Consider the following 16,428-nt stretch of genomic DNA (forward strand, 5'->3'; position numbering starts at 1 on the left):
TTGAACCAAAAGATTTGTCGTAAATCTTTTTTGGAACCTTTGCTTTACGGTCACCCGGCATCCGCAATCCAAATGGTGTCATGTTGCAGCGTCTCGCCCACAATAGAAAAATACATGTCCTGGTCGCAACGCCCTCGGGCGTTTCGGGACAAGGCGGCATCGACCGGATCATGGGGGCGCTGAAGCAGGAGTTCGAACGGCAAGAGATCGCCGACATCGATCTGCGCTTTCTTTCCAGCCGTGGCCCGGGACATGTCGGGCTTTCGATCTTCTACATGCTTGGTTTTTGCGCGCGGATGCTTGCGGCCCGCCTCGACAGACGCGCCGACGTCATTCACATCAATATATCGGTCTCCGGCAGCACCTATCGCAAGATGATGATCGCCGCCTGCGCCAGGCTGTTGTCGATACCATATGTCCTTCATCTGCATGGGGCGCAGTATCAGACATTCTGGAAAGATGATCATAGTTTCATGAGCCGCCGTATCAGGGCTCTGTTCGAGCATGCCGGCCGGGTGATTGTCCTGGGGGGGCTTTGGCGCGATTTCGTCGCCAGCCGGGCACCGGCGAACGGCGGCAATATTGTCATCGTTCCCAACGCCACGGCAGTTCCTTCCCTGGCGCATGTCGGCGGAGGCGATCACGTGCACATCCTGTTCCTCGGCCGCATCGGCGAGCGAAAGGGCGTGCCGCAGTTGGGCGAGGCGCTGGAGCGGATGAAACATCTCAGGGGTTGGCGTGCCACGATCGCCGGCGATGGTGAGGTCGAGCCGGCACGAGCGAGGTCGGTCGCTCTAGGGATTGCCGACCGTATTGCTTTTCCGGGCTGGGTGGGACCTGACGAGGTCGCATCACTGATCGCTTCGGCCGATATTCTGGTGCTCCCCTCGTTCGCCGAAAATCTGCCAATGTCGGTGATCGAAGGCATGGCGGCCGGCCTGGCTGTCGTGGCCACCCCGGTTGGCGCGGTCGAGGACATCATCACCCACGAACAATCCGGTCTGTTGGTGCCGCCCGGCGATGTGGCGGCGTTGACCGAGGCGTTAACTCGGCTGGTCGAGGATACGGCGCTGCGCGCGCGGCTTGGCGCCGCCGCCATGGCGGTGCACCGGGAAAGGCTTGAGCTTGCACCGTTTGTCGACGCGATCTGCGATGTCTGGAGATCGGTCGCGTCCGAGGCGCGATCGGTCAAGCGCTGACGCTGTCCTTCATTGTCGTCACTGCGGCGGCCCAAGCGCGAATTCGCGGTGGAATATCTCCAGGTTCAAAAGCGCCCATATCAGTTTTTCGTGGTCCGCGGCGCGCTCGGCGTGCTCCGTGACAATCTGGTCCAGCTTCTTGGCGCTCAAATAGCTACGGATGACCGAATGGGACGAACACAGATGGTCTCGTACATAATCGCTCATCGACCCGCGGAACCATTCGGCGACGGGCACCTTGAAGCCGATCTTTGGCCGGTTGAGGGCCTCGTCGGGAACCATGCCGGCCATGCAGTCGCGCAGGATCTGTTTGCTGCCCAGGAGACCGAGCCTGTAACGATCGGGCAGCTGGCTGACGAAGGAAACCAGATCGCGATCAAGGAATGGCATTCGCCCCTCGATTGAACCGGCCATCATCATCCGGTCGCCCCGTTCCAAGAGGTTGTCGGGCAACCACGATGTCTGATCAAAAAACAACACACGGCGCAGATGGGATTCCGTCACACTCGAAGAGAACGGGAAATCGTTGCGGTCATGGCCGCAAGTGGCCAACCCACCGAGGAGCGAATCGCGTTCCCGCGCCGTCATGGCTCCAAACCAGGAGATCATCCGGGTGGCAAAGTCCCGTTCACCCGCGCTTCGGGCAAATATGTCGAACTTGGCCGATGCGCCGGGCAATGCGCGCATCAAAGGGGCGAGGAGATTGTTGTGAAGCGACGCTGGAACAAGTGACCGGTAGACACCCGCCAGAGACTCTGCGCGATGTTTGGGGTAGCCGCCGAGAATCTCGTCCGCCCCTTCGCCCGTAAGCACCATCTTGACGTCCCGCGAGGCTCGAACCGACATCAGGTAAATTGGAATGTCCGTACTTTGTGAAACAGGTGCCCCGCGATGGCGGACCATCTTGGGCAGATGATTCATCAGGTCATCCGCCTGGATGACGATTTCGCAATGATCGGTCTTGAAATGATCGGCGACGCGCCGGGCGAATGGAAGCTCGCTGTAAGCCTGTTCGCTGAAACCGACCGAAAACGTACGAATGGGGTTGTCGCTGTGCCTGGTCATCAGGGCAACGATTGCCGACGAGTCGAGCCCCCCGGATAGAAAGGCGCCAAACCGCGCATCACTGCGCATCCTGATCTCGACAGAACGGTCGAGCAATTCCAGAAATCGTCGCTTGGCGGTTCCTGGATCGATATTCGCTGTCAGATCGGCCTGATCCGGGGGCGCATAATAGCGCGTTTCCGTTACTTCCCCTTGCGACCACACAGCGTAGCTTCCCGGGTTGAGCTTGCGGATCTGTTTGAAAAGCGTCCGCGGTCCAGGCACGTAACGCCAGGTCAGATACTCGCGCACTCCATCCAGATCGAGCTGCTGGCCATCTGGCTGCGCAGACAACAACGCGCTGATCTCCGAGGCAAACGACAGCAAATTTCTGCCTTGCATGAGGTAAAGGGGTTTTTTTCCAAAGGGGTCGCGAGCGAGGATCAATTCGCGCCGTTGAGCGTCCCACAGCGCAAAAGCGAACATCCCGCTCAATCGGTCGAACATGGCCAGGCGCCACTGGTCATAAGCCCTGAGCAGCACTTCCGTGTCGGAGCGTGTGCGAAAACGGTGACCGAGACCGATCAACTCCTCACGCAGCTCGATGTAGTTGTATATTTCGCCGTTGAAAATAATCCGGAGCCGTCCGTCCTCGGTCTGCATCGGCTGATTTGAATCGGCGTTTAAGTCAATAATCGCCAGGCGGCGATGCACCAATGCCAACTGGTCCTCGCCTGTATTCAGGTCCAAGAGTTCGATGCCTTCGGCATCGGGACCACGATGCTGCAAGGCATTCGACATCCCGACGGCCCGATCTTGTGGCTTCTCGACCCTGCGCCCAATCCAGCCGGCAATTCCGCACATTCTTTCCCTTGGCCCTCTTTCCCTTGTTTGCGTATGATCGAGGACACCAATCTACAGCGAATATATTAAATAGCTGCTCGGTGGAGTGATTTTAAAACTGAGCCTGATTTGGTTCGATCAGGCCCTCTCGGCTGCAACTGGAGACGACAGTCCTTGGGTTTCCACGCGATTGATCGCCAGCAACCAGGCAGACCGCTCGAACCGATCCTGACCCGATGACGAGTTATCGCAGGCCTAGTGCCCGCAACATCTCCCGGTCCGGGATCGCAGGCCCCTTGGGTTGGATAACACTCATTCCGTAAGGATTGGAGAATTCCCAGGCCGACCACGGCATCGCGAAACGTTCCGCCTCTCTGCGCACTGCCATGAGATAGCGCAGGCGATCAGCATCGAAAGCTCCCATGCGGCCATCCGCAGACATCAAGATAACGCCGAATTCGCCCACGAACAGGCGTCGGCTCGCTATGTCATGGGCTTCAGCCCAGTCGACCGCCTGACGGAAACCCGCTTCGAGCTGGCTCTGCCCCCAATTCTGCTCAAAGTATCGGGCGATCGTTTCACGCGCCCAGGCCATGTTCATCACCTCTTCGATCTGGCTCAAGCCGGCGGCGTCCATCTGCGCCTTGAGGGTTTCGGCGACCACTTCGGGCGTGCTGGCGTCGGCAGGCCAGGGAAGGCCGGAGGAGAAAGCGTTCTTGTCATCGGCCCGCTGGTGCGTGAAGCTGTGCGGATCATACATGTGGAAGCTGTAATAGACGTTGGGGTCGTCGAAGTTGGGGTCCAGGTTGACCAGTCCGGCGATGCTCCCGCCGCAGGCGCCGGTCGCGACGATGGTGAGTTCGCTGCTGACGGCGCGAATATCGCGAACCGTGCCTGCCATGATCCGCTGCCAGTCATCGCTGCCGCTTGCATCGCAAGGGTAGTAGGCGGGCTCGTTATAGGGCTCGAGGGCGACCTTGTCGGCGCCAATTTTGATCAGCATGGCAGCCACCGCCACTACCATTTTGCGATAGCGGGCAACACCCTCGCTGTCGGCCCCGCCATAGATCATTTCCATGCTGTAAGCCGGAACCTGGCTGACGCCATGCAGATCGAAAACCACCTTGAGCCCGCTTGAAACGACCCGCTGCACCGCAGCGGCAAGCATGTCCAGCGCCTGTTGTCGTTTGGCGCCCTCGCTGGCAAGCAGAGGGCCAGGGTCGACACTCAGCCGGACAAAGTCGAAGCCCATGGATCGAATGCGATCAAACTGGTCGCCGTCCGGCCAATCGGTGAGCGGCCTGCCGCCCGCAAGCCATTCCTTCTCGCTGCGATAGGGCGGCCATTTGTAGGAACCATCTTTCTCCACCGGCGACCAGTTGAGCCATTCATGGACGCCGACGCCGCGCTCAAGCGGGATCGGCGCCGCCTCGGCTGACATAGCCATGCCAAGCGCGCACGCTATGACGTAGACAACTTTTCTCATCGCAAAACTCCGCGTCATGGCCGAAGATATTAACCGCGGGAACGGAAAAGAGGATGCCGCCACACGCTTTTTCGACGGGATGGTGTATGAGGATCAAAATCTTGGCGGAGCGCGGATGAGGGTCGGGTGGTATTTCAACCGATTGCGCAGCATGGAGTTGGCCGAGATATTGCATCGGTTGGACGAGCAGCGCCGGAGGACCGTTTCGCGCCGCCGCGACAACGGCTGGCAGCGCTATGCGTCGCCGCAGTTGCACCCGGTGCTGCACGGATTGCGGAATGCTGTGCCGGCCGCTGCGACACCAGCCCAGCGGCAAGCTATCGAGGCGGCTGCGCAAAACACTCTTCGAGGCCAGTTTTCAGCACTTGGGCAGACCTGGCCACAGCGAGACCCCTATACTCTCTTTCCACCCGAGCTCTGGCGCCTTGATCCGGTGACCGGCCGGCTTTGGCCAGGCCCCAAGACCCATACTTTCGATATCGATTTTCGCCATGCCACCGGCCGTGGCGATGTAAAATATGTTTGGGAAATCAACCGGCTGCAGCAACTGCCGCCACTGGCCGCCCATCTGCTTCTCACCGGCGATGATCAATCCCGTGCGGCCATCGAGGCGGCGATCGAGAGCTGGCATTTCGCCAACCCACCATTTCGGGGCGTTGGCTGGGCCTCGGGCATCGAGGTCGCGCTACGAGCCATCAGCCTGATTGTCACGCTCGACCTCGTCGGCGACCGGCTTGGCGCGGCGACGCGAGAAAAAGTCGGTGAAATACTGGCGGCAAGCGCCTATTGGCTGCCGCGGTTTCCCTCCCGTTTTTCGTCCGCCAACAACCATCTCGTCGCGGAATTGGCTGGCGAATATTTGATCGGTCTGGCTTTCGGGGCCGAGGTGGCTCGCGAGTCGCTCCTGGCTGAGGTGCTCAAACAGATCCTGGCCGATGGCGCCGGGGCCGAGCAGACCCCGACCTACGCCGCCTTCAGTGCCGAACTTTTCCTGCTGTGCGCTGCGGCGGCGCGCCAGGCCGGACTGCCTTTTCCCCAGCCCGTCGAAGCGCGTTTGGCCGCTTTCGCCAATTTCGCAGGCTGGCTCCCGCCGAAAGCCAGCGGCTTCGGCGACAATGATGAAGGCCGCGTGATCACGCTGGGGGGCGAAACCGATTATGTCGGATCGGTCGCGGCCGCCATCCATGGTTTTCTACGGATGCCGGGCAGCGCACCGGAGCCTGGCGATTTTCGCGCGCTTTTCTTCGGCGCGCCACCGCGGCCGGCGCCGGTGCCGAATGGATTGCATACATTCACGCAAGGCGGGCTCTCCGTCTGGCGCGGCGAGATGAATGGTCGCAACGTCCATCTGACATACGACCACGGCCCGCTGGGCTACCTTTCGATAGCAGCGCACGGTCATGCCGACGCGCTGTCGCTCACCCTGTGCATTGACGGCGATCCGGTGCTGGTCGACCCCGGCACATGGCTCTATGGTTCGGGGGGAGGCTGGCGCGACTGGTTCCGCTCGACGCCGGCGCACAACACGCTGAACCTAGAGGGTAAAAGCCAAAGCATCATCTCCGGGGCGTTCAACTGGTCGCACAAGGCGGTTGCGACATTGGTGGAGAGCGAGCCGGGGCCGCACTGGAGGCTGTGTGCCCGACATGACGGGTACAAAGGCCGCTTCGGCGTTGTGCATCAACGCGCCGTGACACGCGATGGCGACGGCATCCTCGTGACCGACCAACTGCTCGGCGGCAGCCGCGTCGCTGAGATCGTCTTCCAACTCGCCGCCGACCTCCACGCCAACAGGGATGGAAACATTGTCACGGTATTGCGCGGCGCTGAACCTTTGATGACTATCCACTTTCCAGACGCAGCGATCCACATCCGTTCCGGCGGCGACACACCGGGCCAGGGCGGCTGGGTTTCGCCGCGTTTTGGTGCAAGGCAGCCAGCCGAACGCCTCGCATGGCGTGGCCAAGTAGGCGAAAAGGGAGTAGTCATCCGGCTCGCGCCAAGTCCGCCGCAGACCCGATAACGGGCAGGTTGCAGGCGCAGCGTTCGACATTAATTACGTTCAGATATTTAGCGGTTTTGACACCGTTGATCTGCTAATTTGGCCATGATTGTTCTGCCAGTCGCATCCCGATACACAGTTGCGGGCAGCATATGATGGGCCTGGCAATATGTGCTTCGCGACGAGCCGGATCACCATTTCACCACCTAGGAGCCACTGCATCGATGTTTTCGGAATTCGCCAGAGTGATCGTGGAAAAACTCTCACACATCGATCTGCTGACACTCGGTCTCTTGTTGCTCACGGCGCTGGGGAGCGCGGTGGTCGCCTACTGGCGAACGGTCGAACAGAAATCCTTCCGGGACTTTTTCGACTTCGCCTTTCCCGCGGAAGTCATCATGCACCCATCGGCGCGAGCGGACGCATTGTTCTGGATCACGAAAAGGCTGGTGATGCCCTTCCTGCTCATTCCCGCCGGTGTCACCTTCGTTGCCGCCACGGGATATGCAACAAACCAGGCAGTCGGCTGGCTCTTCAGCATCTCGCAACCGCTGATACCCGGCCCCGCCGGCCCAGTGACGATCATCCTCTTCACCGCAACCATGCTCGTTGCTTACGATATCTCCTACTACCTATATCACGTTGCCCAGCACCGTTTCCCGTTCCTGTGGGAATTGCACAAGGTGCATCATTCGGCCGAAGTGATGGTTGGGATCACCAAGGACCGGGTTCACCCCCTGGACGATCTGATGAACCGGATCTGGGACGGCGTCATACCGGGGATCAGTTTCGGCTTGTGGAGCCTGATTGCGCTTGATCCGGTCGAGATCGCCATATTTGGCATCAACGTCTATGTCATTCGCAACATTCTCATGATGGACTTTGTTCGCCACACGCATCTGAAGATTTCCTTCGGCCGGTTGAACGGCGTCATCTTGTGTCCGCACTGGCACCAGGTGCATCACAGTGTCGACCCTCGCCACTACGACAAGAATTTCGGGCTGCTTTTTTCATTCTGGGATCGCATATTCGGAACGCAGTTCATCCCGGATCCGGACGAAGACCTCAAGTTTGGACTGATAGATCGCGACGTACGCGACTATCAGTCGCTTTTCGGACTTTACGTGCTGCCGCTCAAGAAAATGGCAAACCATATCATGCGACTTTTTCAAAAGCGCATCGATGTCGCGCGGCCGCAGGACCGTCTCCAACCATGAACAAAATGGCTTCGATTGACGCTGTTGGTGCGGAGCGACTGGAAATCGTCAGTTCGACGGATCGCCTGGCCGCCATCGAAGCCGAATGGGTAGACCTATGGCATCGTACCCATGCACTGATCTTTCAGAGCCATGCCTGGGTTTCGGCATGGTGGAGCACCGTGCGTGACCGCGACCGGCGCTCGCTGCGGATCGGCCTGGTATGGAGCGATGACAGGCTGGTCGCTGTCATTCCCCTGGCGATCGGCAGACGAAAAGGACTTCGGCTCCTCGAATGGGCCGCCAATAGCTATACGGACTATGGTGATATTCTTGTCGCGCCGGAATGCTCCCTATCGGCCCTCCAGAACCTCTGGAACCGGATCTGTTCGGCGGGTGGCTTCGATCTTGCTTTTATCAATCGTCTGTCGCCGGATGCGGCAGCCCGCAGGATTTTTACACCGGGCTCTTCCAGCGGCGTCAAGCTTCGCGCCAATCACCGGGAGGAAGTCAGTTATCGCGTCGCTGGACAGTGGGCCAGCGGAGCAGCGTGGCTGGCGGACCAGTCGAAAAAGATGCGCCAGAACTATCGGCGCGGCATCAAGATACTGGAAGAAACAGGCGAAGTGAAATTCCGCCTCCTGTCGGCCGACGAGCCGCTGCAGCCATTGCTGGAGCGACTGTCGGCGCTGAAGCGCAGATGGCTGGAAAAGCACACGCGTGAATCCGACCTTTTCGAAGAGGGCGAGCCGGTTCTTGCCGCCCTGGTGGACGCGCTGTCACGCGCCGGTGTGCTGCGCATTTTCGTACTTGAATGCAATGGTGCGATGGTCGCGGTTTCCATCAACATCGTCCAGCACAACGTCATGATGGCATTCGTTACCACCTACGACCCTGATTTTAGCCGAGCGTCGCCGGGTGCGGTCCTGATTACGGAGTATATACAGTGGTCGTTTGATCACGGCTTGGGATTGGTCGATTTCCTCTGTGGCGGAGAGGCCTTCAAACATAGGTTTGCAACACAGGCCGTTACCCTCCAATCCGTTCTCGGGGCACGCACTGTGCAGGGCGCGCTCGCTTCTCTCGCTGATCGTATCTGTCAGACGATCCGCGTACGCTCACGCGGATTGGCGTCGGCGAATCCAGAGCGCCCGCCCGATGAGACTGCTTAATTTAGCTGGATAACTCGGGCAGAAGCCGCCGAGCGTCAGGGGGTTGGCGGGCGACACGGGCGCGCCATTCGAAAATCCGCGTCGATTGCGCCTCGGAATCGAGACCGAATGGGGTCCGCAGGTCGAGATTTCAGCCAATTCTCGCAATCAAGTCTCTCGAGGCGCAGTTTGTTGTCTGCGAAGCGTCGCAACACGTTCGTTGGCGTCACAATGGCAGCAGGCTAGGTCCTAAAATCATTGAAGATTTTTTCGGACAGGGCGCCTACCATAGGTCCGCGTCTTTGCTATTATTTCAATAGCTTAAGGTGGGCTGGTAGCGGGAGAGGGACTTGAACCCCCGACCCCAGGATTATGATTCCCGTGCTCTAACCAACTGAGCTACCCCGCCAGGGCGGCGAAAGGCCCGAAATCCGCCCTAAATCGCAAGGCGTTTCGAGGCGTTCGCCAAGGTCGCGCGGATATAAGGTTGGGAGGGCGAGCCTGTCAAGCATCGATGCGCGAGGGCGCCGGCATATTGTCGCCGGTAAAAGCTTTGCCGGGCTGGCATCTCCGGTAAGCCACCGGGGTTGAGTTCGACGGGGCACGCCGCTATGTCTCGGCCAAGAAATTAGAGTTTGAAGCTGATGAAGCCGCGCATTGCAGTCCTCGGTTGCGGATACTGGGGCAGCAACCACATCCGCACCCTCAAGGCGCTCGGCGCGCTGCATGCGGTTTCCGATGCCAATCGGGCGCGGGCCGAAGGCTTTGCCAGCGAGCAGGACTGCCTGGCGATCGAGCCCGACCAGCTGTTCGTGCGTGATGATATCGACGCCATCGTCATGGCGCTGCCGCCGCAATTCCATGCCGATCTTGCCGTGCGCGCCGCTGAGGCCGGCAAGGACGTGCTGGTGGAAAAACCGATTGCGTTGACCGTGCCCGACGCCGAGCGCGCCGTGCAGGCGGCCAGGGACAATGGCCGCGTGTTCATGGTCGGCCATGTCTTGCGCTTCCATCCCGCCTTCGAGACGCTGAAGGCGCTGATCGACAATGGCGAGCTCGGCGAGGTTCGCTACATCCACTCGCACCGGCTCGGCCTCGGCAAATTCCACACCGAGAACGACGCACTGTGGGATCTGGCGCCGCACGATCTGTCGATGATCCTGGCCATCACCGGCACCGAGCCGATCGAGGTCAGGGGCGAGGGAGCGGCACTCCTCGACAATCTCAGCGATTTCGCGCATCTGCACATGCGTTTTCCCAATGGCTTGCGCAGCCACCTCTTCACCTCGCGGCTCAACCCCTATCGCGAGCGGCGGCTGACCGTGGTTGGCACCAAGGCAATGGCGGTGTTCGACGATGTCGAGCCATGGGAGCGCAAGCTGGCCGTCTACCGCCACGCGGTGTGGCAGGACAGCGGCCAGTGGGCCTTCACCACCAACGAGCCGTCCTATGTCGCGGTCGGCCAGGGGATGCCGCTGACGCGCGAGCTCGAGCACTTCATCCAGTGTATCGAGACGCGGGCCGAGCCGCGCACCAGCGGCGAGGAAGCCATCAGGGTGCTGCGCATCCTGACGGCGGGTACAGTCACGCACACAAAGTCCTGAGACCGTTTCGAAACCCTGCTCTGAAGGCAGACGGAAACTAAAACTGTCTCCGAGAGGGTAGTGTTTACTCTGCGGGAATCTGCGCCGGCCTGGCTGCGAGCCGGCTGAGCATGGCTTCGGCCTCGGCGCCGCGCTCGGAGCGCTCGATGAAGCCGCCGCCGAAGACGCGGGCTTCGTTGCCGTCGTCGGAATAGAGCACGCAGGCCTGTCCCGGCGCGATGCCGGACTCGCCGTCGACCAGTTCGACAAAGGTGCTGCCGGCGCGGTGATGCAGCACGGCCGGGCGCGGCGGCCGCGTCGAGCGCACCTTGGCGAACAGCTCCATGCCGGCGACCGGAATGTCGGACAGCGCGCGATCGCCCAGCCAGTTCATGTTGCGCAGATAGATCTTGTGCGTCTCCAGCGCCTCCCGCGGGCCGACGATGACACGGGCCCGGTCGGCGTCGAGATGGACGACGTAAAGCGGCTCGCCCGAGGCGATGCCGATGCCGCGGCGCTGGCCGATCGTATAGCGCAGGATGCCGTCATGGCGACCGAGCACGCGGCCGTCGATATGGACGATGTCGCCTGGGTTGGCGGCAGATGGCTTCAGCTTGGCGATGATGTCGGAATATTTGCCCTGCGGCACGAAGCAGATGTCCTGACTGTCCTGCTTGGCGGCAACGGTCAGCCCCATTTCTTCGGCGATGGCCCGCACCGCAGGCTTTGACAACCCACCCAGCGGAAAGCGCAGATAGTCGATCTGCGCCTGCGTGGTGGCAAACAGGAAATAGCTCTGGTCGCGGTCGGCATCGACGGGCCGGAATAGCGCGCGGTGGGCGCCATTGGCCCCGGAGCGGATATAGTGGCCGGTGGCGAGCGCATCGGCGCCAAGGTCCTTGGCGGTGGCCAAAAGGTCGGCGAACTTCACCGTCTGATTGCAAGAGACGCACGGAATGGGCGTTTCGCCGGCGACATAGCTCTCGGCAAACGGGTCGATGACCGCCTTACGGAAGCGCTCCTCATAGTCGAGCACGTAATGCGGAATGCCCAGTGTCTCGGAAACGCGGCGGGCATCGTCAATGTCCTGGCCGGCGCAGCACGACCCGGCCCGGTGCGTTGCGGCGCCATGGTCGTAGAGCTGCAGCGTGACGCCGACGACATCATAGCCTTCGCGCTTCAAAAGGCCGGCAACGACAGACGAATCCACACCGCCCGACATGGCGACGACGATGCGGGTGTTTTGCGGGCTGGCGGGAAGGTCGAGGCTGTTCATGGTTCTTTCGTTCTGCGCGGCGCTTCAATGGCAGTGGCGCGAATATAGGTCAACCACACCAGCGGCGCCAGCTTTGCGGCGGTGCCGATTTTGCGGGAAAATTGCGCGCCTGCCCGCCGTTGCCTCAAATGCCGACGAAAAGACTAACGCGGCGTTCATGATCCTTACCTACTCATTAGGGTTCGCTTAGGCAATTTTTAAAGCTGTGGCGGTAATGTGGTGGGGATTGGGTCTTTGAGTTTTTAGTAGAGAGTACGATGACCGATCTTGTTAGACCGCGAGTCAAATATGTTATTGGGCCTGACGGCAGCCCTCTTACGATTGCCGATCTTCCGCCGACGAATACACGTCGCTGGGTTATCCGGCGCAAGGCGGAAGTGGTTGCTGCGGTGCGCGGCGGGCTTTTGAGCCTCGACGAGGCATGCCAGCGCTACAAGCTGACCACCGAGGAATTCCTGTCCTGGCAAGCGTCGATCGACGAATACGGCCTTGCCGGGCTGCGCACGACGCGCATCCAGCAATACCGGCACTAGAGCCAGGACCACAATAGAAAAGGGCGCGGTAACCGCGCCCTTTTGCCTGTCGGTAATGCCTGCTGCTTCAGACCGTCAGCACCACCTTGCCGATCGGCCTGGTGGCGAGAAAGGCGTGCGCGGCGCCCGCCTGTGCGAGCGGAAAGCTCTTTGCCACATGGACCGCAAGCTTTCCCGCATCGACCAGTTTGCCAAGTTCGACGAGGCCTTCACGGTCGGGCACGACGGACATGCGCTCGACGCGGATCCCACGCGCAGCAGCCTTGGCTCGGGTGGTGTCGTGGACATTGAGCAGCGACACCAGGGCGCCACCGCCCTTCAGGACTGTCAGCGATTGGTCGGCATGGTCGCCGCCCATCGGCTCCAGCACCAGGTCGACGTCGCTGACCTCGGCGGTGAAATCTCGCTTGGTGTAGTCGACCACTTCATCGGCGCCGAGCGAGCGGACGAAATCGAGTTTCTTCGGGCTGGCGGTGGCGATGACATAAGCGCCGTGCGCCTTGGCGATCTGCACCGCCAGATGCCCGACGCCGCCGGCCGCAGCATGGATCAACACGCGCTGGCCGCGCTTCAGGCCGCCATGGCGGACAAGGCCTTGCCAGGCGGTCAGACCGGCCAGCGGCAGCGCGCCGGCATGATTGTGGTCAATGCCTTGCGGCTTCGGTGCGATTTCATCGGCCGGGGTGACAGCGAGCTCCGCATAGGCCGCGGCCTGCTTGGGAAAATGCGGCATGCCGAACACGGCGTCACCGACCTTGAGGCCGCCATCGACGCCTGGGCCTACCGCCTCGACCGTGCCTGAAATATCCCAGCCCAAAGTGAAGGGTGGTTCGCCCAGCAAAGGATATGGCGCGTAAGCTCGAAGGCATCACACCCAAAATGCTGACGCAGACCCTGCGCGTCCTCGAGCGCGACGGGCTGGTGCGGCGCGAAATCTTTCCGGTGATCCCGCCGCGGGTCGAATATGAATTGACCGAACTTGGCCAGAACCTGGCGGGGCTGCTCACCCAGATACGGTCCTGGTCGGAAGAGCATGTGCCTGACATCAAGCAAGCGCGGGCGAGGGCAGCGGCGAACCAGGACGGGATTTGACACGGGCCTGAAGCTGCGGCCGCCTTGCGGCCAGGTCAGCAGCGCCGGAGCCTTTTGGCGCGCTACACGCAAAGCAAAGCGCGGCGTCAGGCGGCGCCGGTCGGGTTAAAACCCTGCCGTCAGCCGATCATGGCGCTGCGACCGCCGAGTTCCGCGTCGCGGATCTTGGTGTCGCGCGATTCCAGCATCTCGGCCTTGGAAAGCTCCGCTTCAGCTTCGCCGAGTAATGATTCGGCAGCGCTTCGCTGCTGGGCCAGGTCGCTTTGAGAGTTTCTGAGGTTATCACGGCGCAGACGCGCCGCCTTGGCGAAGGTCGGATAGGCAAAATGATTGATGTCGGTGATGCCGGCCTTCTTCTCCTCGGCGGTGATCTGAAGCTCCAGTTCAACGGCCATGCGCTCGAACTCGGCGATCATCATGTCGAGCTGCAGCAGCTGCCGCCGCTTCTCATTCACCTGAAACTGCTTCAGCCGAACGAGGTTTTCACGTGACTTCATGATTCGGTACTCCCGGAAACGCACACCTGCACATATCGTCCAATCCGCCCGCCAGGGCCTGGCGTCGCCCGTATCCACCGGCATTCCCCGAACTATGGGAAACAAATCCCTAAAGTTTTTTGCCGGCGGTAACCATTCGTTTACGCGCATTGTTAATCATAAGGGCGAGGACTTAAGGCCGGGTAAAAATTCCGGCTCCCGATACGGAAGCCGGCCAGCGAGTCCCTTGAGTCACTTAGTCCGACTTATTAATGTGTTGCATTAGCGATTTGGTTCTGTGATTCATCATTAGATTCAAGAGGGTGTAGAAAGGGGTTAAAAAATCTGGTACCGTCCTTGGTGCGGAATTAGGTTTTGTTAACCATTCGATGGCAGCCTCTGTTCAGGCAATCACTGCTCCGGTCCCGGATGGGTCGTGACATGGTCCGGCGGCAGAAAAGGGGAATGAAATGCGCGTTCTGCTGATAGAAGACGACAGTGCAACCGCTCAGAGCATCGAGCTGATGCTCAAATCTGAAAGTTTTAATGTTTACACGACCGACCTCGGCGAAGAAGGTGTCGATCTCGGTAAACTTTATGATTACGATATCATTCTTCTCGACCTCAACCTTCCCGATATGTCCGGCTACGAAGTCTTGCGGACACTTCGCCTGTCCAAGGTGAAGACGCCGATCCTGATCCTGTCCGGCATGGCCGGTATAGAGGACAAGGTGCGCGGCCTGGGCTTCGGCGCCGACGACTATATGACCAAGCCGTTCCACAAGGACGAGCTGGTCGCCCGCATTCATGCCATCGTGCGCCGTTCCAAGGGCCATGCCCAGTCGGTCATCACCACCGGCGACCTGGTGGTCAATCTCGACGCCAAGACCGTCGAAGTCGGCGGTCAACGCGTGCATCTGACCGGCAAGGAATACCAGATGCTGGAGTTGCTCTCGCTGCGCAAGGGCACCACGCTGACCAAGGAAATGTTCCTCAACCACCTTTATGGCGGCATGGACGAACCGGAACTGAAGATCATCGACGTCTTCATTTGCAAGCTGCGCAAGAAGCTCGACGCAGCATCCGGTGGCCAGAACTACATCGAGACGGTCTGGGGTCGCGGCTATGTGCTGCGCGAGCCGGAAGACATCCGCGTCAGCGCCTGAGCGAACACCATCCGATTGAACCAATGCAAAAAACCCGGCTCAGGCCGGGTTTTTTGCTGTCCTTTTTGGCCCAAAACGAGCCGAATCAGGCGGCAACCTTCAAGGTACGAAATCGTTCGAGCAGTTGCGGCCGGTTGAACGGCTTCAACAGATAACCCTGGGCGCCGGCGCGCTTTGCCTTCATGATCGAGGCAACATCGACCTCGACCAGTGAGATCAGAATCTGCGGTTTGATCGTGCTCTCCATGGCGCGAACCTGGCGAATGACGTCGACCGCTTGCATGTCCGGCAGGGCGCCGTCGACGACAATCACATCAGGCATCTCGGCAGCGCACATCTCGACAGCATCAAGTCCAGTTGCCGCTTCGATGACCACCATGTCGGAGCCGCCAAGAATCCGTTTTGCAACCTTTCTGATGACGCTCGAATCGTCGACAAACATGCAGCGCTTCATTTCCGGGTCCTCTTTGCCATGGTGCGAACCGGCGGCATCCGGGTATCGGGATGCACACTAGGCCAATCTGGTAAAGAAGCAGAAAAGCCGTTAGGTAAAGTTTTTACAAACATGTCGTTTGCAGCCCCATTCGGCAGGGGCGTTGCCGGCAATGAAACTTGCCTGTTCTGAATTGCCGCAAATATCAGCGGGAAAAGATACTTGATTGTTCTTGATGCTCGGACGTCCTGCCGAGCGGCTTCGCTCAGGCCGCGGACAGCACGATCTCTTCGGCGGTCGCGTGAATCGAGATCGTCATGTTGGCCTCACGCGCCAGCAGCAGCGTGTAGTAGGGCTGGACGGTATGGGCGTCGATAGGCTCCTCGGGCTTGTTGCCGGAATGGAGTTCGAGGAATTTCGGCGGCACGCGCAGCATCGGGCCGCTTGCGGCAAGCGCAAAGCGCGGCTCGGTGTCGAGGTTTTCCAGCGTGACCACCAATCTGCCACCGCGCGGGATGGCGGCATTGGCGACGAGCAGCAAATTGAGCAGCAGCTTGACCTTGTTCTTGGGCAGCAGGGCGCGAACCCCGTTCCAGATCAATTCCGGCTTCTCGTTCTTCAGGAAGGCGATGGCGACGGACTCGGCATCGCCGGTGTCGATCATCATGCCCGCCGAACCGGCGGCACCGAAGGCGATGCGGGCGAATTGCAGGCGGGCCGAAGCGTTTCTGGCGCTCTGCCGGATCAGTTTCATGGCGTCTTCGTCGGCGCCGCCCTCGTCCAGGAGTTCGAGGCCGTTGTTGATGGCGCCGACCGGCGAAATGATGTCGTGGCAGACTCGGCTGCACAACAAGGCTGCGAGATCGGGTGCGGAGAGAGAGAAAAGCTCAGCCATCGGCGAAAAATCCCTGCTAAAATTCACTTCCTGGTGGCCGCGCGGCCGACAGC

15 protein-coding genes and 1 tRNA gene are annotated in these 16,428 nt (G+C 60.3%); 8 read left to right on the forward strand and 8 right to left on the reverse strand.

Translation table 11 applies throughout. The features are described from left to right. Positions 1–80: 80 nt before the first annotated feature. Positions 81–1,199, forward strand: a complete 1,119-nt coding sequence (locus NKI06_RS00340; protein WP_023671802.1) for a glycosyltransferase family 4 protein — start codon at positions 81–83, stop codon at positions 1,197–1,199. Positions 1,200–1,217: 18 nt separating this feature from the next. Here NKI06_RS00340 and asnB read toward each other — a convergent pair whose 3' ends face one another. Beyond that, on the reverse strand, positions 1,218–3,107 hold the full coding sequence (asnB, locus tag NKI06_RS00345) for an asparagine synthase (glutamine-hydrolyzing) (RefSeq protein WP_352983448.1): 1,890 nt from the start codon (positions 3,105–3,107) through the stop codon (positions 1,218–1,220). Positions 3,108–3,330: 223 nt separating this feature from the next. Next, positions 3,331–4,572, reverse strand: a complete 1,242-nt coding sequence (locus tag NKI06_RS00350; RefSeq protein WP_352983450.1) for a glycoside hydrolase family 5 protein — start codon at positions 4,570–4,572, stop codon at positions 3,331–3,333. 16 nt (positions 4,573–4,588) lie between these two features. Between NKI06_RS00350 and NKI06_RS00355 the strand changes: the two genes are divergently transcribed. The 3 genes from NKI06_RS00355 (at position 4,589) to NKI06_RS00365 (ending at position 8,942) form a co-directional block, all read left to right on the forward strand. Next, positions 4,589–6,595 carry a heparinase II/III family protein gene (locus NKI06_RS00355; protein WP_352983452.1) on the forward strand — a complete coding sequence of 669 codons (2,007 nt, stop codon included), beginning with the start codon at positions 4,589–4,591 and terminating at the stop codon, positions 6,593–6,595. A gap of 203 nt (positions 6,596–6,798) precedes the next feature. Then, complete coding sequence (locus tag NKI06_RS00360) at positions 6,799–7,791, forward strand: sterol desaturase family protein (RefSeq protein ID WP_023747194.1); 993 nt, start codon at positions 6,799–6,801, stop codon at positions 7,789–7,791. After that, positions 7,788–8,942, forward strand: a complete 1,155-nt coding sequence (locus tag NKI06_RS00365) for a GNAT family N-acetyltransferase (protein ID WP_023699726.1) — start codon at positions 7,788–7,790, stop codon at positions 8,940–8,942. The genes NKI06_RS00360 and NKI06_RS00365 overlap by 4 nt, the downstream gene beginning before the upstream one ends. A gap of 311 nt (positions 8,943–9,253) precedes the next feature. On the opposite strand, the gene NKI06_RS00370 is transcribed toward NKI06_RS00365, so the two are convergent. Then, positions 9,254–9,330: transfer RNA gene (locus NKI06_RS00370), tRNA-Met, on the reverse strand. Positions 9,331–9,565: 235 nt separating this feature from the next. Between NKI06_RS00370 and NKI06_RS00375 the strand changes: the two genes are divergently transcribed. Beyond that, positions 9,566–10,525, forward strand: coding sequence for a Gfo/Idh/MocA family protein (locus NKI06_RS00375; RefSeq protein WP_023669941.1), 960 nt, complete (start codon positions 9,566–9,568; stop codon positions 10,523–10,525). A 64-nt stretch (positions 10,526–10,589) separates the two neighbouring features. On the opposite strand, the gene mnmA is transcribed toward NKI06_RS00375, so the two are convergent. After that, the gene (gene mnmA, locus NKI06_RS00380) at positions 10,590–11,780 is read right to left on the reverse strand and encodes a tRNA 2-thiouridine(34) synthase MnmA (RefSeq protein ID WP_352536598.1); all 1,191 of its coding nucleotides are present in this window, start codon (positions 11,778–11,780) and stop codon (positions 10,590–10,592) included. 257 nt (positions 11,781–12,037) lie between these two features. On the opposite strand from mnmA, the gene sciP reads away from it, so the two are divergent. Continuing rightward, on the forward strand, positions 12,038–12,313 hold the full coding sequence (sciP, locus tag NKI06_RS00385; protein WP_013529904.1) for a CtrA inhibitor SciP: 276 nt from the start codon (positions 12,038–12,040) through the stop codon (positions 12,311–12,313). Positions 12,314–12,380: 67 nt separating this feature from the next. On the opposite strand, the gene NKI06_RS00390 is transcribed toward sciP, so the two are convergent. Continuing rightward, a complete protein-coding gene (locus NKI06_RS00390) occupies positions 12,381–13,154 on the reverse strand; it encodes an NADP-dependent oxidoreductase (RefSeq protein WP_352983456.1) in 774 nt (257 codons plus the stop codon). A 5-nt stretch (positions 13,155–13,159) separates the two neighbouring features. Between NKI06_RS00390 and NKI06_RS00395 the strand changes: the two genes are divergently transcribed. Further along, entirely contained in the window at positions 13,160–13,405 is a 246-nt protein-coding gene (locus NKI06_RS00395) for a winged helix-turn-helix transcriptional regulator (RefSeq protein WP_352983459.1), read from the forward strand. Between the two features lie 119 nt (positions 13,406–13,524). On the opposite strand, the gene NKI06_RS00400 is transcribed toward NKI06_RS00395, so the two are convergent. Next, complete coding sequence (locus NKI06_RS00400) at positions 13,525–13,902, reverse strand: flagellar export protein FliJ (protein WP_023669945.1); 378 nt, start codon at positions 13,900–13,902, stop codon at positions 13,525–13,527. A gap of 449 nt (positions 13,903–14,351) precedes the next feature. Here NKI06_RS00400 and ctrA point away from each other — a divergent pair, with 449 nt between their 5' ends. Further along, the gene (gene ctrA / locus NKI06_RS00405) at positions 14,352–15,047 is read left to right on the forward strand and encodes a response regulator transcription factor CtrA (RefSeq protein ID WP_006203583.1); all 696 of its coding nucleotides are present in this window, start codon (positions 14,352–14,354) and stop codon (positions 15,045–15,047) included. 85 nt (positions 15,048–15,132) lie between these two features. Here ctrA and NKI06_RS00410 read toward each other — a convergent pair whose 3' ends face one another. Next, the gene (locus NKI06_RS00410) at positions 15,133–15,501 is read right to left on the reverse strand and encodes a response regulator transcription factor (RefSeq protein ID WP_023669946.1); all 369 of its coding nucleotides are present in this window, start codon (positions 15,499–15,501) and stop codon (positions 15,133–15,135) included. A gap of 244 nt (positions 15,502–15,745) precedes the next feature. Next, positions 15,746–16,375 (reverse strand): histidine phosphotransferase ChpT, encoded by a 630-nt coding sequence (gene chpT / locus NKI06_RS00415; protein WP_023669947.1) that lies wholly within the window; start codon positions 16,373–16,375, stop codon positions 15,746–15,748. Between the last annotated feature and the right edge of the window lie 53 nt (positions 16,376–16,428).

This window comes from Mesorhizobium sp. M0772, assembly GCF_040320135.1.
Lineage (GTDB): Bacteria > Pseudomonadota > Alphaproteobacteria > Rhizobiales > Rhizobiaceae > Mesorhizobium.

Coding starts and splice junctions, on each gene's coding strand:
- NKI06_RS00350 (WP_352983450.1), bottom strand. CDS start 4,572: ATGAGAAAAGTTGTCTACGTCATAGCGTGCGCGCTTGGCATGGCTATG.
- sciP (WP_013529904.1), top strand. CDS start 12,038: ATGACCGATCTTGTTAGACCGCGAGTCAAATATGTTATTGGGCCTGAC.
- chpT (WP_023669947.1), bottom strand. CDS start 16,375: ATGGCTGAGCTTTTCTCTCTCTCCGCACCCGATCTCGCAGCCTTGTTG.
- NKI06_RS00340 (WP_023671802.1), top strand. CDS start 81: ATGTTGCAGCGTCTCGCCCACAATAGAAAAATACATGTCCTGGTCGCA.
- NKI06_RS00355 (WP_352983452.1), top strand. CDS start 4,589: ATGGCCGAAGATATTAACCGCGGGAACGGAAAAGAGGATGCCGCCACA.
- NKI06_RS00410 (WP_023669946.1), bottom strand. CDS start 15,501: ATGAAGCGCTGCATGTTTGTCGACGATTCGAGCGTCATCAGAAAGGTT.
- mnmA (WP_352536598.1), bottom strand. CDS start 11,780: ATGAACAGCCTCGACCTTCCCGCCAGCCCGCAAAACACCCGCATCGTC.
- NKI06_RS00400 (WP_023669945.1), bottom strand. CDS start 13,902: ATGAAGTCACGTGAAAACCTCGTTCGGCTGAAGCAGTTTCAGGTGAAT.
- asnB (WP_352983448.1), bottom strand. CDS start 3,107: ATGTGCGGAATTGCCGGCTGGATTGGGCGCAGGGTCGAGAAGCCACAA.
- NKI06_RS00395 (WP_352983459.1), top strand. CDS start 13,160: ATGGCGCGTAAGCTCGAAGGCATCACACCCAAAATGCTGACGCAGACC.
- NKI06_RS00375 (WP_023669941.1), top strand. CDS start 9,566: ATGAAGCCGCGCATTGCAGTCCTCGGTTGCGGATACTGGGGCAGCAAC.
- ctrA (WP_006203583.1), top strand. CDS start 14,352: ATGCGCGTTCTGCTGATAGAAGACGACAGTGCAACCGCTCAGAGCATC.
- NKI06_RS00365 (WP_023699726.1), top strand. CDS start 7,788: ATGAACAAAATGGCTTCGATTGACGCTGTTGGTGCGGAGCGACTGGAA.
- NKI06_RS00360 (WP_023747194.1), top strand. CDS start 6,799: ATGTTTTCGGAATTCGCCAGAGTGATCGTGGAAAAACTCTCACACATC.